This is a genomic window from Aeromonas sp. sif2416 (assembly GCF_019218665.1).
Lineage (GTDB): Bacteria > Pseudomonadota > Gammaproteobacteria > Enterobacterales > Aeromonadaceae > Aeromonas > Aeromonas encheleia.
Map to the genome: position 1 here is coordinate 255898 of NZ_JAHUXC010000002.1, position 16299 is coordinate 272196.

At 63.5% G+C, this 16299-nt stretch carries 17 protein-coding genes; 9 read left to right on the forward strand and 8 right to left on the reverse strand.

What is annotated here, in order from left to right; genetic code table 11:
* Window positions 1-109: 109 nt before the first annotated feature.
* Window positions 110-592, forward strand: a complete 483-nt coding sequence (locus tag KW821_RS04525) for a zinc ribbon-containing protein (protein WP_218290575.1) — start codon at window positions 110-112, stop codon at window positions 590-592.
* A 71-nt stretch (window positions 593-663) separates the two neighbouring features.
* Here KW821_RS04525 and lnt read toward each other — a convergent pair whose 3' ends face one another.
* The 5 genes from lnt to miaB form a co-directional block, all read right to left on the reverse strand.
* Window positions 664-2193: an apolipoprotein N-acyltransferase gene (lnt, locus tag KW821_RS04530; RefSeq protein ID WP_218290576.1), complete on the reverse strand. Its 1530-nt coding sequence runs from the start codon at window positions 2191-2193 to the stop codon at window positions 664-666.
* A gap of 210 nt (window positions 2194-2403) precedes the next feature.
* Window positions 2404-3285, reverse strand: coding sequence for a CNNM family magnesium/cobalt transport protein CorC (gene corC / locus KW821_RS04535; RefSeq protein ID WP_042652749.1), 882 nt, complete (start codon window positions 3283-3285; stop codon window positions 2404-2406).
* Window positions 3286-3479: 194 nt separating this feature from the next.
* Window positions 3480-3950, reverse strand: coding sequence for an rRNA maturation RNase YbeY (gene ybeY / locus KW821_RS04540; protein WP_218290577.1), 471 nt, complete (start codon window positions 3948-3950; stop codon window positions 3480-3482).
* Window positions 3947-5014: a PhoH family protein gene (locus tag KW821_RS04545; protein WP_218290578.1), complete on the reverse strand. Its 1068-nt coding sequence runs from the start codon at window positions 5012-5014 to the stop codon at window positions 3947-3949. Before KW821_RS04545 ends, ybeY begins: the two co-directional genes overlap by 4 nt.
* A 54-nt stretch (window positions 5015-5068) precedes the next feature.
* On the reverse strand, window positions 5069-6502 hold the full coding sequence (gene miaB, locus KW821_RS04550; RefSeq protein ID WP_218290579.1) for a tRNA (N6-isopentenyl adenosine(37)-C2)-methylthiotransferase MiaB: 1434 nt from the start codon (window positions 6500-6502) through the stop codon (window positions 5069-5071).
* Between the two features lie 257 nt (window positions 6503-6759).
* On the opposite strand from miaB, the gene KW821_RS04555 reads away from it, so the two are divergent.
* From KW821_RS04555 to KW821_RS04565, 3 genes are all read left to right on the forward strand, one after another.
* Window positions 6760-7923 carry an FAD-dependent oxidoreductase gene (locus KW821_RS04555; RefSeq protein ID WP_218290580.1) on the forward strand — a complete coding sequence of 388 codons (1164 nt, stop codon included), beginning with the start codon at window positions 6760-6762 and terminating at the stop codon, window positions 7921-7923.
* Between the two features lie 20 nt (window positions 7924-7943).
* A complete protein-coding gene (locus KW821_RS04560) occupies window positions 7944-8510 on the forward strand; it encodes a cysteine hydrolase family protein (RefSeq protein WP_042652744.1) in 567 nt (188 codons plus the stop codon).
* Between the two features lie 113 nt (window positions 8511-8623).
* Complete coding sequence (locus KW821_RS04565) at window positions 8624-9280, forward strand: cold shock domain-containing protein (protein ID WP_218290581.1); 657 nt, start codon at window positions 8624-8626, stop codon at window positions 9278-9280.
* A 66-nt stretch (window positions 9281-9346) separates the two neighbouring features.
* Here the strand turns inward: KW821_RS04565 and KW821_RS04570 are convergent, their stop codons facing one another.
* Window positions 9347-10246, reverse strand: coding sequence for a LysR family transcriptional regulator (locus tag KW821_RS04570; RefSeq protein ID WP_218290582.1), 900 nt, complete (start codon window positions 10244-10246; stop codon window positions 9347-9349).
* Window positions 10247-10360: 114 nt separating this feature from the next.
* Between KW821_RS04570 and KW821_RS04575 the strand changes: the two genes are divergently transcribed.
* The gene (locus KW821_RS04575) at window positions 10361-10606 is read left to right on the forward strand and encodes a hypothetical protein (RefSeq protein ID WP_042652741.1); all 246 of its coding nucleotides are present in this window, start codon (window positions 10361-10363) and stop codon (window positions 10604-10606) included.
* Complete coding sequence (locus KW821_RS04580; RefSeq protein WP_042652740.1) at window positions 10603-11265, forward strand: HAD-IA family hydrolase; 663 nt, start codon at window positions 10603-10605, stop codon at window positions 11263-11265. The genes KW821_RS04575 and KW821_RS04580 overlap by 4 nt, the downstream gene beginning before the upstream one ends.
* 204 nt (window positions 11266-11469) lie before the next feature.
* Here KW821_RS04580 and KW821_RS04585 read toward each other — a convergent pair whose 3' ends face one another.
* The gene (locus KW821_RS04585; protein ID WP_042652739.1) at window positions 11470-11685 is read right to left on the reverse strand and encodes a hypothetical protein; all 216 of its coding nucleotides are present in this window, start codon (window positions 11683-11685) and stop codon (window positions 11470-11472) included.
* 105 nt (window positions 11686-11790) lie between these two features.
* The gene (locus KW821_RS04590; RefSeq protein ID WP_042652738.1) at window positions 11791-12393 is read right to left on the reverse strand and encodes a nitroreductase family protein; all 603 of its coding nucleotides are present in this window, start codon (window positions 12391-12393) and stop codon (window positions 11791-11793) included.
* A gap of 291 nt (window positions 12394-12684) precedes the next feature.
* Here KW821_RS04590 and KW821_RS04595 point away from each other — a divergent pair, with 291 nt between their 5' ends.
* The 3 genes from KW821_RS04595 to KW821_RS04605 all read left to right on the forward strand — a co-directional run bounded on the left by KW821_RS04595 (window position 12685) and on the right by KW821_RS04605 (window position 16278).
* Window positions 12685-14238, forward strand: coding sequence for a diguanylate cyclase domain-containing protein (locus tag KW821_RS04595; RefSeq protein WP_218290583.1), 1554 nt, complete (start codon window positions 12685-12687; stop codon window positions 14236-14238).
* A 244-nt stretch (window positions 14239-14482) separates the two neighbouring features.
* On the forward strand, window positions 14483-14959 hold the full coding sequence (locus KW821_RS04600) for a glycine zipper domain-containing protein (RefSeq protein ID WP_042652736.1): 477 nt from the start codon (window positions 14483-14485) through the stop codon (window positions 14957-14959).
* A 236-nt stretch (window positions 14960-15195) separates the two neighbouring features.
* Window positions 15196-16278: a glycerophosphodiester phosphodiesterase gene (locus tag KW821_RS04605; RefSeq protein WP_218290584.1), complete on the forward strand. Its 1083-nt coding sequence runs from the start codon at window positions 15196-15198 to the stop codon at window positions 16276-16278.
* Window positions 16279-16299 lie beyond the last annotated feature (21 nt).

Genomic DNA, 16299 nt, shown 5'->3' on the forward strand with positions numbered 1-16299 from the left:
CAGCTGGGAAATCCCGATAGAATACCCATATCCTGCGGCGGCAACAACCGCCAGCATCCGCCCCGCCTCGTGCCAGGCACGATCAGGGTTCAGCAGAGGAGTAACGACCATGGACAAACGTCGACAAGGGTACGAAGCCTTCATCGCTCAGCTTAAAAAGCAATGGCAGGAGACCGAAGAGTTCCAGGGGGAGCGCCTCAACCGGATGATCGACAAGGTGCAGGCCTATCTGGAGGCGGCCGGGGATCTGACCCAGGACGAATTGGCGCTGATCGCCGAGTATGTGAAGCGGGATCTTGGCAACTACGACGAGGGGCGGGCCGAGGCGCCGGAGTCCGCCTTCATGCTGGCGTTGAAGGATACCGCCTGGTCCTGGCTGGCGGACGTGACCGACCGGGCTCAGGTGGAGTGGAGTGAGCTGGCGGAGGAGCTGGAACACAAGGGCATCTACCGGGCCGGCGACTGGGTCGGGCTCGGGGTGCTGGTGTGCGATCACTGCGAATGGCGCCATACGGTGCTGCACCCGGAGCGACTCGGCACCTGCCCCGAGTGCGGCGCCAACGAGTATCACCGCGAGCCGCTGTCACCCTGAGTGCCGCCGCTATCCTTGCCAATGAAAAGAGGCGCCCCTGGAGGGCGCCTCTTTTATGGGCGAGCGTTGGCTCAGAGCTGACGCGCCCAGGGGTGGGCACGGGGGCGCAGCGTCAGTGCCAGCCCGAGCAGCAGGGCGGTCAGGCCGTACAGCGGCCAGCTGCCGAAGCGCAGATAGGGGGTCGAGCCGTGGGCCGGCCGCACCTCGGTGCGCAGCACCCCGGCCTCGAACTGCGGGATCTGGGCGATGATGCTGCCGTCGATCTCGGTGACTATGGTGATGCCGGTGTTGGTGTCGCGCAGCAGCGGGCGAGCCAGCTCCAGCGCGCGCATGCGGGCTATCTCCATGTGCTGCCAGGGGCCTATGCTGGTGCCGAACCAGGCATCGTTGGAGACCGTCAGCAGGAAGTCGGTATCCGGCTGGACGTTGCGGCGCACCTCGTCCGGGAAGATGATCTCGTAGCAGATGGCGGCGGCGAACTTGAGCCCCTTGGCGATCAGGTTCGGCTGCACCGCATCCCCCGGGCTGAAGGAGGACATGGGCAGGTTGAAGAAGGGGGCGATGGGACGCAGCCAATCTTCAAACGGCACATATTCCCCTATGGGCAGCAGGTGGTACTTGGAGTAGCGGTTCTTGTGCTCGTAGTGATAGGACTCCTTGCCGTCCAGATCCTGCACCCCCATGCCCAGCACTGTGTTGAAGAAGCGCTGCTGCACTGGATCGTAATGGATGATGCCCGCCAGCAGGCCGGTGTCGTTCACCTTCATCGCCTTGTCCAGGCTCTCCAGATAGCTGCCCATCTCCTTCTCGATGGCCGGGATCGCCGATTCGGGCCAGATGATGACGTCGGCATCCTGGTTCTCGCGGCTCAAGTCCTGATAGGTGCGCACCGTCGGCACCAGGGCCTCCGGATCCCACTTGAGGGACTGGGCTATGTTGCCCTGCACCAGCGCCACCTTGACCGGTTCGCCCCGGGTCACCCAGTTGAGCTGCATCAGCCCCTGGGCGGCGCCCACCAGGGCGACGGGCAACAGCAGCCAGGCCGGCTTGCGGCTCTGCCAGGTCAGCCAGAGCGCGGAGGTACACATCAGCAGCGCCAGCGTGATGCCCTGCACCCCGAGGATGGGGGCGAAGCCCTTGAGGGGGCCGTCGATCTGGGTATAGCCAAACCAGAGCCAGGGGTAGCCGGTCATCACCCAGCCCCGCAGCCAGTCGGCCACCAGCCAGAGCGCCGGGAAGGCGAGCAGCCAACGGCTCCAGTGGCGGCCGCTGAAGCAGCGGGCAAAGACCCAGCAGGCCAGGGTCGGGTAGAGAGAGAGATAAGCTGCCAGCCCCGCCAGCAACACGAAGGCCGCCGGCAGCGGTATGCCGCCGAACTCCGTCATGCTGACGTGGATCCACCACTGACCCGGCAGGAAGAGCCCCATGGCGTAACCAAAACCGCGCCAGGCGGCCTGTTTGGGGTTGGCCTTGTCCAGTAGTGCATAGAGGCCGAGCAGGGAGGGGATCACCAGAGGCCAGTAGCCGAAGGGGGAGAAGGCCAGCACGGCGAGTGCGCCACAAGCAAAGGCACATAGGCTTGTCAGAAGTTTCGATTTCACTGGGCTAGGGGCTCGAATTGGGCTGAATAAAAGTTAAGTGGCCGACATCTTAACCGCAAAGCGCGCCAACGGCGAGCCTCCCGACCATCGGGATTTCGACGCCGTATTGAGGCGGCGTTGATGGTGGCGAGCAGGCGAGACGGCAGTGCTGAAATGACAAGCGCCCCTGCAAGCAGGGGCGCTGAATCGTCAGATCATGATGACGCGGGATCAGGACTCGGGCTGGGCAGCCGCGTGATTCTCCGGGATCTTGACCTGAAGTTGCTGCAGGCGACGGCGGTCGGCATGCATGACCTTGAACAGGTAGCCGTCCAGCTCGATCTCCTCACCCTTCTTCGGCAGGTGGCTGAAGGCGTGCATCACCAGACCGCCGACCGTGTCCACCTCTTCATCGCTGAACTGGGTGCCGAAGAAGTCGTTGAAGTCTTCGATCTCGGTGAGGGCGCTGACCGAGAAGACCCGCTTGCTGATGCGGCGGATCTCTTCCTGTTCATCCTCGATGTCGTCAAATTCGTCGTCGATCTCGCCGACGATGAGCTCCAATATGTCCTCGATGGTCACCAGACCTGAGACCCCGCCGAACTCATCCACCACTATGGCCATGTGGTAGCGCTCCTCGCGGAACTCCTTGAGCAGCCGATCGACCCGCTTGCTTTCCGGCACTATCACAGTGGGGCGCAGGATCTGCTCGAGCTGCAGCGGCTCGCTGGCATGGTGGCCGCCGAAGCCGAATGGCAGCAGATCCTTGGCGAGCAGAATGCCTTCCACATGATCCTTGTCTTCGTTGATCACCGGGAAGCGGGAGTGGCCGGATTCGATGATGACCGGCAGGAACTGGTCCACCGGCTGGGACTTCTCTATGGTCACCATCTGGGAGCGGGGGATCATGATGTCACGCACGCGCAGCTCGGCTATTTCGAGCACGCCTTCGATCATGTCCTTGGTGTCCTGATCGATGAGGTCTCGCTCCTCGGCATCGGCGATCACGTCCACCAGATCGTTACGGTCTTTTGGCTCGCCCTGGAAGAGTTGGCTGAGTTTGTCGAGCCAGGTTTTCTTCGGCGAGCCGGTACTAGGGTGTTCGTCGGTCATTTTTTCTCTTGGTTACTCATTGAACATAGGGGTTCTTGGCTGTGCTAAGTGAGGATGGCCGCAGTCTGTTTCAATACTGTGACCCGCCTCCTCGGCACTCATTCTTCATCGTCAATATTAGGTGTTGGGAAGCCGAGTTTCTGCCGGATGTCGCGCGCCTGCGGTGCGCCATCGCCTCGGCTTTCCGTTCGCCTTCAGGCCTCGACCTCATCGTCAAGATAGGGGTCGGGGAAGCCGAGTTCCTGCATGATGTCGCGCTCCAGCGCCTCCATCTCTTCGGCTTCCTCATCCTCGATATGGTCATAACCTAGCAGATGCAGACTGCCGTGCACAACCATGTGAGCCCAGTGCGCGTCCAGGGTTTTACCCTGCTCTGCGGCCTCGGCCTCGACCACCTGGCGACAGATCACCAGATCGCCGAGCAGCGGCAGCTCCATGCCGGGAGGGGCTTCGAACGGGAAGGAGAGCACGTTGGTGGGCTTGTCCTTGCCACGGTAGGTGAGGTTGAGCTCGCGGCTCTCCGCCTCGTCCACCAGCCGTACCGTCACCTCGGCTTCATCCTGAAAGCCGAGGAGGGTGCCGTCGAGCCAGCCTTGCAGCTGGGCTTCGCTCGGCAGTCCTTGCTCGTCAGCACAGGCCAGTTGCAGATCCAGGGTCACGCTCATTGGGCACTCTCTTCTCTTGAATTGGTTTTATTGGACTTGGCCGGGAGGGACTCGGCCTGCGCGGCGTCGAACGCCTCGTAGGCTTGCACTATGCGGGCCACCACCGGGTGGCGCACCACGTCTTTGGATTCGAAGAAGTTGAACGACAGGCCATCGACCCCCTGCAGTACCTCCAGTGCGTGGCGCAGGCCGGACTTGGTGCTGCGTGGCAGATCCACCTGGGTGATGTCACCGGTCACCACCGCCTTGGAGTTGAAGCCGATGCGGGTCAGGAACATCTTCATCTGCTCGGTGGTGGTGTTCTGGGCCTCGTCGAGGATGATGAAGGCATCATTCAATGTTCTTCCGCGCATATAGGCGAGCGGCGCCACCTCGATGATGTTGCGCTCGATCAGCTTCTCCACCCGCTCGAAGCCCAGCATCTCGAACAGGGCGTCGTAGAGCGGACGCAGGTAGGGGTCCACCTTCTGGGAGAGATCCCCCGGCAGGAAGCCAAGCTTCTCCCCCGCCTCCACCGCCGGGCGGGTCAGCAGGATGCGGCGGATCTCCTGGCGCTCCAGGGCGTCCACCGCCGCGGCCACGGCGAGATAGGTCTTGCCGGTACCGGCCGGGCCTATGCCGAAGCTGATGTCGTGGCGCACTATGTTGGCGATGTACTGCGCCTGATTGGGGCTGCGGGGCTTGATGAGGCCGCGCTTGGTCTTGACCGTCACCTCCTTGCCATGGGGCTGGCTCGGCGCCTCGTCATCCTGCTCCAACTCTCTCTGTTCCAATACACGGGACTCCTGCACCGACAGGTGCACCATCTCGGGGGTGATGTCGGTCACCTTGCCGCCCTTGAGGGGCTGGGTTTCCACATAGAGGTGCTTGAGGATGACGGCGACGGCGTCCACCTGGGCCTGCTTGCCGAGCAGCTGGAAATGGTTGTCACGGTAGCTGATCTCTACGCCGAGACGGCGCTCCAGCTGCTTGAGATTGTCGTCGAAGGGACCGCACAGGCTGGCGAGGCGCAGGTTGTCGGCGGGCTCCAGGTGCAGGTTCAGGGTCGAGATGTGTCGGCTCAAAGTGTCCTCGTCTCAGCTGTTTCCCCCTCCGGCTGGCGGAGGGGGATCGGGAAATTAGTGGGGTCTGAAGGCCGCGACGCCCAGATCATCGGGCACGTTGTCGGGCCGGCGCGCCAGGATCTCGCTCGGCGCGGTGGCGATGCGCAGATTCATCTCGTCCTCACCACGGATGAAGAGACCGCGCAGGGAGTAGGGCCGCACGTCGGTGATCTCCACGTCGGCGAAGCCACCGATCAGGGTATGGGAGCCCTCGAAGTTGACCACCCGGTTGTTCTCTGTGCGGCCACTGAGCTGCATGGGATCCATCTTGGAGGGGCCCTCCACCAGGATGCGCTGCACCGAGCCCAGCATGGCGCGACCGATGAGCATCGACTGGTGATTGATCTGGTTCTGCAGCCGGGCCAGGCGGGCCTTCTTCACCTCCATGTCGACGTCATCCGGCAGATCGGCGGCCGGGGTGCCGGGGCGCGGGCTGTAGATGAAGCTGAAGCTCATGTCGTAGTTGATCTCCTCGATCAGCTTCATGGTGGCCTCGAAGTCTTCGTCTGTCTCGTTCGGGAAGCCGACGATGAAGTCGGAGCTCATGGTGATGTCGGGACGGACGCTGCGCAGGCGGCGGATCTTGGACTTGTACTCCAGCACCGTGTGCGGACGCTTCATCATGGTCAAGATACGGTCGGAGCCACTTTGCACCGGCAGGTGCAGGAAGCTGACCACTTCCGGCGTGTCCTTGTAGACCTCGATGATGTCGTCGGTGAATTCGATGGGGTGGCTGGTGGTGTAGCGAATGCGATCGATGCCGTCGATGGCGGCCACCAGTCGCAGCAGCTCGGCGAAGGTGCAGTGCTGGTCATCGAAGGTCGGGCCGCGGTAGGCGTTGACGTTCTGGCCGAGCAGGTTCACCTCGCGCACGCCCTGCTGGGCGAGCTGGGCGATTTCATAGAGCACATCGTCCAGCGGGCGGCTCACCTCCTCGCCACGGGTGTAGGGCACCACGCAGAAGGAGCAGTACTTGGAGCAGCCTTCCATGATGGAGACGAAGGCGGTGGGGCCCTCGGCGCGCGGCTCTGGCAGGTTGTCGAACTTCTCGATCTCGGGGAAGGCGATGTCTATCTGGGCGCCCCGGCCCTCCTGGACCTGCTTGATCATGGCGGGCAGACGATGCAGGGTCTGCGGGCCGAAGACGATGTCCACATAGGGGGCGCGCTGGCGCAGGCTCGCCCCTTCCTGAGAGGCGACGCAGCCACCCACACCTATCACCAGGCCTGGCTTTTTCAACTTGAGCTTCTTCCAGCGCCCGAGCTGGTGGAACACCTTCTCCTGCGCCTTCTCACGAATGGAACAGGTGTTGAGCAGCAAGACGTCGGCCTCTGCGGGCTCATCGGTCAGCTGATAACCATGGCTGGCGTCCAACAGGTCCGCCATCTTGGACGAGTCATACTCGTTCATCTGGCAGCCCCAGGTTTTAATGTGAAGTTTCTTGCTCATCGCTACTCTTGACTGTTTTTTGTAATCGACAGGGTCAAAGGACCGGGCATTTTACTCCGCAATCCGGGCACTGACTAGCGAATATCCAGCCCGCCAGTGGGGCCCTCCCTCCCGCCAGCACGGGCTTTGCCCCTGATTTGGCACGGCAATTCGCCGCCTGTCTCACTGTTTATCGCGCCCCCTTGCGGTATCATGCCCCCATTCGGTTTGGCCCCTCTATCCTTGTCCGGGGCGACCCCTTTCTCAGGAAACTCGCTATGCAACACTGTGATATCGCCATCGTCGGCGCCGGCATGGTCGGTGCCGCCACCGCCTGTCTGCTGGCGAGCCAGGGCCTCAACGTCCGGGTCATCGAGACCCAACTGCCGGCGCCGTTTTCCCCCGAGCAGCCGCTGGATCTGCGGGTCTCCGCCATCAGCCAGGCCTCGGTGGCCCTGCTGACCCAGGCCGGTGCCTGGCAAGGGCTGCAACAGATGCGGCTGTGCCCCTATCGCCGGCTGGAGACCTGGGAGCTGGACGGCTTCGCCACCCGCTTCGATGCCGCCGACCTCGGCCTGCCCCAGCTCGGCTACATCATCGAGAACCGGCTGGTGCAGCTCGCCCTGCTGAAGCGAATGGAAGATTTCCCCAACATCCAGACCCATACCCCGGCGGCGGTGACGCGGCTGCAGCAGAGCGCCGACCACGCCACCCTGCTGCTCGACGATGGTACCGAGCTGCAGGCGCGCTGGGTGCTGGCCTGCGACGGCGCCGAGTCGCTCACCCGCCGTCTCGCCGGGATCGGGGTGTCGCGCTTCGAGTATCGCCAGCACTGCATGCTGATCAACATAGATACCGACTTCGAGCAGGAAGACATCACCTGGCAGCAGTTCACCCCGAGCGGCCCGCGCGCCTTTCTGCCGCTGCCGGGCCGGCACGGCTCCCTGGTGTGGTACGACAGCCCGGCCCGCATCCGGGCCCTGTCCGCCATGAGCAATGAGGCCCTGACCGCCGAGGTGCGCCAGCACTTCCCGGCCCGGCTCGGCGGTTTCCTGGTGACCGGCAACGGCAGCTTCCCGCTGGTGCGCCGCCATGCCAACGACTATCACGCCGGGCGGGTGCTGCTGCTCGGCGACGCCGCCCACACCATCAACCCGCTGGCGGGGCAGGGGGTCAACCTCGGCTTCAAGGACGTGGCCTGCTGGGTCGAGTTGCTGCACAAGGCCGGCGGCGACTGGCACCAGCTCGCCCTGGCCGGGCGCTACGAGCGCCGGCGCCGTCCGGACAACCTGCTGATGCAGTCGGGGATGGATCTCTTCTACGGGGTGTTCAGCAACGAGATAGGGCCGCTCAGGCTCGCCCGCAATCTGGCGCTCACCCTGGCGGACAGGGCGGGCCCGCTCAAGGAGATGGCGCTACGCTACGCACTGGGGCTGGTATAAACAACGAGGGAGCTTGCACCATGAACAAGGCACTGCTGGTGATCGACTTTATCAACGATCTGGCCCACCCGGACGGGCGCATCGCCGCCTCGGCGGCCCATGTGCTGGAGCAGGATGCCATCACCCACGCCAATCAGGCGCTGGCCCATGCCCGCGCCCAGGGCTGGCTGGTGATCCTGATGAAGGTGGGCTTTGACGGAGGGTATCGGCTGCAGCCCAAGGGCTCCCCGATGTTTGGCCGGGCGCACCAGTTCGGCGCGCTGTCGCTGGCCGATAGCGGCACCGATTTTCATCCCGAGCTGGATGTGCAGCCCGGCGATCTGGTGCTGACCAAGCCCAGGGTCAGCCCCTTCTACGGCACCGCGCTGGAACCCGCCCTGCGGGCCAACCGGATTGATCATCTCTACCTGTGCGGGGTGAGCACCAGCTGGGCCATTCAGGCCGCCGCCCGGGATGGCCACGATCGGGACTACACCATCAGCATCCTGGAGGATGCCTGCGCCGCGGCAGATGCCATAGAGCACCACGGCTCGCTGCGGATGCTCGGCCGCATCGCCGAAATCATCAAGGTCGGCCAGCTGAGCTGAGCTCCCGCCGCCGCATTGCCCACGTCGCTCACATTTTATCCGCCAGCCCCTGTCGAGACGGGTCCGTTTCGAGGCATGATGGGACTTGGATCGGTGGCCACAAGGATGAGGGCATGGGTTATCAGGGCAGGATCGCGAGCTGGAACCCCCAGCGCGGCTTCGGGTTCATCAAACCGCAGCAGGGAGGGGCCGAGATCTTCGTGCATGTCTCCGCCCTGCACTTCGATGGCAGGGCCCCCGAGGTCGGGGAGCGGGTCTCCTACCATCTGGGGGTGGGCAAGGACGACAAGCCCCGCGCCCTGCAGGTGTACTTCCCCGATCGGCCCCTGTCGTTGGCGCAGGGAACCGGCCCCGCCAGCGAGCGGCCCTCGCCTGCGCGCAATGAATCTGTCGGCATGGCAAGCCGCTCTGATCGACCGGCGGCACCAAGACCCCGCCTCCTGCCCTCCTATAGGCGCAGGGGTGACTGGCGTGGCAAGTTGATTCCCCTGCTGGTGCTGGCAGGGCTGTTTTCCATCTACTCCCGCTTCTCGGCCGAGTCGGTCTCACCCTCCTCCGTTTCCTCTTTCAGTCAGGATGAGGTCAGCAGTTCCCATAGCACGCCACAGGCATCCACCTTTATCCGTCAGTGCGACGGCCGGGTCTACTGCTCCCAGATGACTTCCTGCGAGGAGGCGACCTGGTTCCTTGAAAATTGCCCTAACACCAAGATGGATGGCAAAGGGAGAGGGAATGGCATCCCTTGTGAACGTCAGTGGTGCGGCCATTGAGCCCTCGAGGTGGCAAGGGTCGCTCGGCTGAGCCGAGCGGCCCTTCTTTTGTTCGCCCCGTCGCCATCAGGGGGCGGTAATGGCCTCCGGGTGGGTCTCCCTGACCAGTTGCAGGAAGCGATCGCGGATGGGATCGGCGAAGGAGGGGTTCCACACCAGGCTGATTTCCCACTCCGAGTAAGGGCCAGACAGGGGGTAGAGGGTCACGTCCGGGCCGGCGATGAAGCTGACGCTGCGCGGCAGTATGGCATTGCCTATCCCGGCGGCCACCAGGGCCACCAGGGTCTGAATATCTTCCGCCTCCTGGATCATGCCGGTCAGCCGGTTGGCGCCGAGGAAGCTGGCGATCTGCTGGCTGAGGCCGGGGCAGCGATGGCCCACCATCTGCAGCAGCGGCTGATGGGTCAGCGCCCACTCCACATCGAAGCGGGCAGGATCCGGCCTGGTCATCTGGGTCGGCACGGCCAGCACCAGCCGATCGGTCAACAGCCGGTACTCCTGCAGCTGGGGCGCCTCTGGCCGCCGCATGAAGCCGAGCTGCAACTGCCCCGACAGCAGCCGCTCGTGCTGGATGGCCGAGGTCATGTCCTGCAGGTGCACCATCACATCGGGGGCTTGCTGCTTGAAGCGGGCCACCAGCGAGGGGGCCAGTGCGAAGCTCGACAGCCCGAAGCCCATCTTGAGCCGCCCGGCGACGCCGCTCGCCAGTGCCAGGGCATGGCGCTCGAAGCCCTTGCCGTGCTCGACCAGGGCGCTGGCCTGGGTGAGCAACTGGGCACCGATGGCGGTCAGCTCGGCGCCGTGACGGCCCCGGTTGAACAGGGTGGTGCCGAGCGTCAGCTCCAGCCCCTGGATCTGCTTGGTCAGCGCCGGCTGGGTGATGAACAGCCGGTGGGCGGCCTCCCGGTAGTTGGCCGTCTCGGCCAGCATCACGAATGCCTGCAGTTGCCTCAGGTCGAATTTCATTCCGTTTGGTTATCCAATGTGGCGATTTAGTGATTATAAATTATCTATCTGCCTTGTTCTAATGGTGTCGTAACGGGCCAACTGCTGGCTTGACCGGGAACGAGGAATCGCATCATGCACACCGAACGCTATCTGTTTTTGCTCAAGGGGAGGCTGATCATGGCCCAGCCGTTGGCCGCCCCGGAGACGGGCGAGCTGCTGATCAGCCTGTTGCAACAGGGCTTCGTGCTCGCCCCCTTGCAGGTGTGGGCGAGCGACACCGAGCAGGCGCTCGCCTGCTACGAGGCGGGGGCCCAGCGCCAGGCACTGGCCGCCTCCCTGTCCGGCGCCGAGTCCCTGCTGGCGGGGGCGACCCCATGAGCGCACAGATCTTGCGGGCCAGGGCGCTGCTGCTGGACATGGATGGCACCCTGATCCACTCCACCGGCGAGGTGGAAACCGTGTGGCGACTCTGGTGTCGTCGCCATCAGCTGGCGCCTGAACCCCTGTTGGCAATGTGCCATGGGGTGCGGGCGCGGGAGGTGCTCGGGGCCCTGGCGCCGCATCTGGACCTGGCGGTGGAGCTAGCCCTGCTCGACGAGTTGGAGATCCGCCACACGGGGGCGGCTGAGCCGATCGCCGGGGCCCGCACCCTGCTGGCGAGCCTGCCGGCCGCGCGCTGGGCACTGGTCACCTCGGCCAGTCAGCGGGTGGCGCGGCACCGGTTGGCCAGCGCCGGCTTGCCGCTGCCGAGGCTGTTGATTGGGGCCGAGGATGTGGTGCGGGGCAAGCCGGATCCCGAGCCCTATCTGCTTGGCGCGAGCCGGCTCGGCCTCGCCCCCGCCGATTGCCTGGTGTTTGAGGATGCGGCGGCGGGCATACAAAGCGCCCTGCAGGCTGGCTGCCAGGTGGTGCAGATCGGGGGCGATAAACTGCTCGATAGCCGGGTGAGGGCGCGGCTGCGAGACTGGCGGCAGATCCGGCTGAGCGAGGATGAGACCGGCCTGCAGCTCCATTTTCCGAACCGCCTGCTCGACTGAGGCCGGGCCCCGACTCTCGCCCTCATCCGCGCGGGTATCAGGGGGCGTGCGGCTCCGCGCCGGGGGAGGCCGCAGCCTCCCCCGGCTGGCCGTTCGGCGCCTCGTCCCTGTGCTGCTCCACCCGGTTGCGGCCGTTGTGCTTGGCCAGATAGAGCGCCCTGAGCGGTGGGTCCTGGGTAAAGAGGGCGGCGAGCAGATAGCCGATCAGGCCCCCAGCCAGCCAGGAGGCGAGGCCAGGGGCGGGTAACGCAGCATGATGCCGAGCAGGACGGCATTGGCAGGCCAGAAGGCCGCCAGCAGGTTGGGAGGGCGGGTGAAGATGCCGACGAGCGAAAACAGGAGGATGATGGTGGCGACGGACAGCAGGACAAACAAGGGGTTGAGAGTGGACAAGATGCGCTGGTGTGTGGCCTCTCCCATGCGGCTCTCCTGATGGCGGGTGGTTTGCCCTGAGTATGGGGGCAGCTGGGAAACTGTGCGCGGACGGGGTGAGAAAACGCCCCCTGGTTGAGGGGGCGTGGATACCTAGCCGAAGACCCGGAAGCGGACGTCGTCGTCGATGAAGGTCTTGTCACCGGCCGGTTGCTTGATGCTGCCGAAGGGCATCTGGGCGCGCAGCAGCCAGCTGGCGGGCAGATCCCACTCCTTGCGGACGGCCTCGTCGATCAGCGGGTTGTAGTGCTGCAGGGAGGCGCCGATCCCCTCCTGTGCCAGGGCGGTCCAGACCGCAAACTGGGCGATGCCGGTGGCATGCTCGGACCAGATCGGGAAGTTGTCGGCATAGAGGGCAAACTTTTGCTGCAGATCCTCAATGACGGCCCTGTCTTCGAAGAACAGCACTGTGCCGAAACCGGCACGGAAGCTGCCATCCACCTTGGCTTCGCTCTGGGGATAGGCTTCGGGCGGGACTATCTTCTTCAGTTCCGCCTTGACGATGTCCCACAGCTTGTGGTGCTCGGCCCCAAACAGGATGACGGCACGGGAGCTCTGGGAGTTGAAGGATGAAGGGCTGTGCTTGACGGCATCCTGGATCAGGGCGGTCAGCTTTGCCGGTGAATGAGGAACCTGGTCACCCAGGGCATAGATGGTACGACGTACTTTGATCTGTTCGATAAACGGACTGCTCATAACATCTCCTTGATGTGATAAATCATCATCGCCAGGGGTGGTCTTAGAGGCCATCTGGCTCCGATCTCTCGAGTCATGGACTATATCACCCTCTGCCCAAGAAACCCTCAACGCAGGGTGATGACTGTTTCTACTTTTTATTGATATGCATATGCAGAGAGTGGCATCGCCCATCTGCCATGGTTGATATGCTTTTAATCAATAAACTTGGTAGTTAATGATTTCAATCATTTTTTTTAAAACACTTTCCACCATAGAATCGCTCTCGTATGACATTTTATAGAGGGCGGCATGGCAGGAGAGATCATCAAACAGCGTTACTACTTCCTGACCCCGCTCTCGTTTCTCCTCGGCATACTGGTGCTGGTTGCCACCCTGCTGCTGGCCGTGGCCAGCTACCTGCGCAGCATCGACAAGACGGTGGCCGGCTACGGCCACATGATCAGCTCCATCGAGGCGGCCCTGCTCCACGAGCTGGTGCTGGCCAATCGGCGCCAGCTGGCTGTGCTGGAGGCCTCCCTGGACAAGGCCGCCATCGCCCGTGGCGAGCCGGCCGACAACCCTCTCTGGGCCATCGCCCATCAGATCAAGCGTGACAGCCACTACATCCACTTCTACAGCGTGCGATCCGACCGGATCAGCAGTTACCCCCGCCTGGATCTGCCGGCGGCATACCGGGCCGATCAGCGGCCCTGGTATAAGGTGCTCTCGATGCCGGGGGACGAGCTGGTCTGGTTCGGCCCCTACGCGGAATTTGGCACCCAGCAGCGGATCCTGACGCTGATCAAGCGAGTGAGGGACGCCGACGGCCTGCTGCTCGGCCTGCTGATGGTGGACATGTCGTTCAACAGCATCCAGCAGGCGCTGCGACGGGCCATGGGGGAAAACCAGGCGGCCATCTACCTCAGCCAGCGTGGGAGCGGGCGGCTGGTGGTGGGCCACAATCTGGCGTTGTTGCCGAGCGGGCTCTCGAGCAGACCTGAGCCCGACGGGATCGGTCTGGACGTGATCCAGCAGGGTAGCCATCTTAGGCTCGAGCTGGCCGACATCGACTGGGATCTCAACATCTATCTGCCCCCCGCCCTGTTTCACGACAGCCTCTACGAGGCGCTGCTGTTGGTGGTGTTGCCCCTGAGCCTGATGCTCGCCACCTGGTTTTGCAGCATCCATTTCCTGGTGCGGATCTTCCGCCAGGAGCAGGCGCTGGTGGCAGGCTCCCTGGATGGCATAGTGAGGGATCCGCTGAAGGTACGCCGACCGGCTCGCCGCAAGCCCTGGTTCGTGCACGGCAGCCTGGGGGAGATCGATCTGGTCAGGGCGAGTCTGCTGGAGGGGCAGGATGCCCTGCTGCACGATCCCCTCACCGGCATCATGAACAGGCGTGCCTTCGATCAGCACAGGCTCAGGCTGGAGCAGGAGCAGATCCCCCACTGGCTGGTGCTGCTGGATCTGGATTGCTTCAAGCAGATCAATGACAACTGGGGCCACGGGGTGGGGGATTCGGTCCTCTGCCGGGTGGCGAATACCCTGGCGGCTGAGCTGGGGGAGGGCCGGGTCTACCGCATCGGTGGCGATGAGTTCGCCGCCCTGCTGCCCTGGGAGCAGGGGGAGGTCGAGGGTCGTCTGACCTATCTGCTGGCCCGGGTGCGGGCGTTGCAATGGCGCGAATTCATGGGGCCCGTCACCCTGAGTGCGGGGGGCGCCCACTACCCGCAGGAGCAGGGCACCTTGTTCGAGCGCGCCGATGAACAGCTCTATCGGAGCAAGCGACAGGGACGGGACTGCTGGCATCTGTCACCCACTCAACCTGCCCCCAAAGGGGAGGTGGTGACAGTATCTGTCTGAGCGCCATCATGAGAAAGAGAGCCTGAATGCCTGAGAAAGGGGTCACAGCGGGGATGATTTCCCATGTGACCTTTTTTTTTAATTAATTTTCAGTCTGTTAGCTTGTTTGATTGCGTCATGTCGCGAAGGAGAGACAGTCTGCCTGCCGGCGGAGAGGCCGTTATTTCAGTAGCGGAGTCCGGGGCGCTTTGTATAGTGCAGGGAAAAATAATCAATCAGTCATCAGGTTTGACAGGAGTACCCCATGGAGATGAACAAGCACGGCATGAGCGCAATGGCGCTGTTGGGCGCGCTGCTGTTGGCGAGCGGCCCGGTGCTGGCCTCTGAAACCCTCAACACCATACTCGGTGGCGGTGCTGGTGGCGTCGCGGGCACCATGATCGGCAAGCAGTTGGGCGGTGATACCGGCGCTCTGGTCGGTGCCGCAGTCGGTGGTGCGGCTGGTGGTGCGGCCACGGCCAACAAGGGCAACAAGAACGAGGCCGCCCTGGGGGGCGCCGTCGGTGCCCTGGGTGGTGCCGCCATCGGCAAGAGCGTGGGCGGCAGCACCGGCCAGCTGATCGGTGCCGGCATCGGCGGGGCCGGTGGCTCTGCCATAGGTGCCAAGACAGGTGACGGCCACAAGAGCAACAACGATCGCTATTACGACGACGGGCACTCTCACAGGCACCACAAGAAATACAAGAAGCACAAGAAGCACAGATGGCACGACGACGACTGATCTCATCCGTGGGGTGAGCCAGTGGTTCGTGACAAGAATGCCAGTCAAGCCTGACTGGCATTTTTCGTTGCGGTATGGCTGCGGTATCCGGGCCGTAAAACATCCGGCACCTTGGTCCAAAGTCCCCGGTGGAAGACAGACGAACAAAGTAATGATCAAAACATCAATACTATTAATATTTTAGCAATATAAAGGAGTTAGGTTAGCCGGACCTCTTACTCAACAAGGTTATTCTCATGTCTATCCCAACACCTCGCCTCCTTAGCCTGGTGCTCTTTTCTCCCCTGTTACTCTCGGCCTGCAATGACAATGAGTCGACATCCCAGCCTGATACCCCACCACACCTGTTCAACGAGCCCAGGGCCTTCGATCTCGAGGCGCATCGTGGCGGCCTCGGCCTTGTCTCGGAAAGCACCCTGGCTGCCTTTACCAATGCCCTGGAGATGGGGGTCACCACATTGGAGATGGACACCCAGATCACCCGGGATGGCATAGCGGTCGTGACCCATGATCGCAAGATCTCGGACAAGAAGTGTCTGGATACCCGGCCCGCCAGCGAGGGGGATCCCCAGTACCCCTACGTGGGCAAATACATCAAGGATCTCACCCTGGCGCAGGTGAAGACCCTGGACTGCGGCTCCCTGCCGCTTGCCGATTTTCCCGAGCAGGTGCTGGTCCCCGGCGCCACCATGCCGACCCTGCAAGAGGTGTTCGCCCTGGTGAAGTCCTACCAGGCCGATCAGGTGCTGCTCAACATCGAGACCAAGGTCGAGGCGGCCGCACCGGAGGAGACGGCCCCCCGGGAGATCTTCGTCAAGACGGTGCTCAAGGATATCCGTGACGCCGGCCTGATGCGGCAGGCGACCATACAGAGCTTCGACTGGGGTGCGCTCATGCTGACAAGGGAGCTCGAACCCAGCCTGCCCATCATAGCCCTGACCAATGGCCAGCCATTCCTGCAGGTTGGCATGCCGGGCGCCTCTCCCTGGTTGGGGGGGATCGACATCGATGACTTCAATGGGGATCTGGTGCAGGCCGTGGCCTCTTTCGGTGCCAACGCCATCTCTCCGGTGCACGGGGATCCCCAGGGGGGTCGCTACGGGGATCCTGGCTATGTGGAGTACACCACCCCGGATCTGGTCGATGCGGCCCATGCCGAGGGCATCAAGGTGATCCCCTGGACGGTCGACGATGAGGGCACCATGAACCGCATGCTGGAGAACGGGGTCGACGGCATGATCACCGACTACCCGGATCGGCTGCGGGTGGTGATGGAGGTGCGGGGCATCCCGTTGCCACCCTCTGTCTCTCCGCGTTGAGGCGCGATGGAGGCCGTGCCA

Bases quoted from the DNA above. Each gene is read 5' to 3' on its own strand.
- KW821_RS04525 (WP_218290575.1), top strand. From the start codon at position 110: ATGGACAAACGTCGACAAGGGTACGAAGCCTTCATCGCTCAGCTTAAA.
- corC (WP_042652749.1), bottom strand. From the start codon at position 3,285: ATGACCGACGAACACCCTAGTACCGGCTCGCCGAAGAAAACCTGGCTC.
- ybeY (WP_218290577.1), bottom strand. From the start codon at position 3,950: ATGAGCGTGACCCTGGATCTGCAACTGGCCTGTGCTGACGAGCAAGGA.
- miaB (WP_218290579.1), bottom strand. From the start codon at position 6,502: ATGAGCAAGAAACTTCACATTAAAACCTGGGGCTGCCAGATGAACGAG.
- KW821_RS04555 (WP_218290580.1), top strand. From the start codon at position 6,760: ATGCAACACTGTGATATCGCCATCGTCGGCGCCGGCATGGTCGGTGCC.
- KW821_RS04560 (WP_042652744.1), top strand. From the start codon at position 7,944: ATGAACAAGGCACTGCTGGTGATCGACTTTATCAACGATCTGGCCCAC.
- KW821_RS04565 (WP_218290581.1), top strand. From the start codon at position 8,624: ATGGGTTATCAGGGCAGGATCGCGAGCTGGAACCCCCAGCGCGGCTTC.
- KW821_RS04570 (WP_218290582.1), bottom strand. From the start codon at position 10,246: ATGAAATTCGACCTGAGGCAACTGCAGGCATTCGTGATGCTGGCCGAG.
- KW821_RS04575 (WP_042652741.1), top strand. From the start codon at position 10,361: ATGCACACCGAACGCTATCTGTTTTTGCTCAAGGGGAGGCTGATCATG.
- KW821_RS04580 (WP_042652740.1), top strand. From the start codon at position 10,603: ATGAGCGCACAGATCTTGCGGGCCAGGGCGCTGCTGCTGGACATGGAT.
- KW821_RS04585 (WP_042652739.1), bottom strand. From the start codon at position 11,685: ATGGGAGAGGCCACACACCAGCGCATCTTGTCCACTCTCAACCCCTTG.
- KW821_RS04590 (WP_042652738.1), bottom strand. From the start codon at position 12,393: ATGAGCAGTCCGTTTATCGAACAGATCAAAGTACGTCGTACCATCTAT.
- KW821_RS04595 (WP_218290583.1), top strand. From the start codon at position 12,685: ATGGCAGGAGAGATCATCAAACAGCGTTACTACTTCCTGACCCCGCTC.
- KW821_RS04600 (WP_042652736.1), top strand. From the start codon at position 14,483: ATGGAGATGAACAAGCACGGCATGAGCGCAATGGCGCTGTTGGGCGCG.
- KW821_RS04605 (WP_218290584.1), top strand. From the start codon at position 15,196: ATGTCTATCCCAACACCTCGCCTCCTTAGCCTGGTGCTCTTTTCTCCC.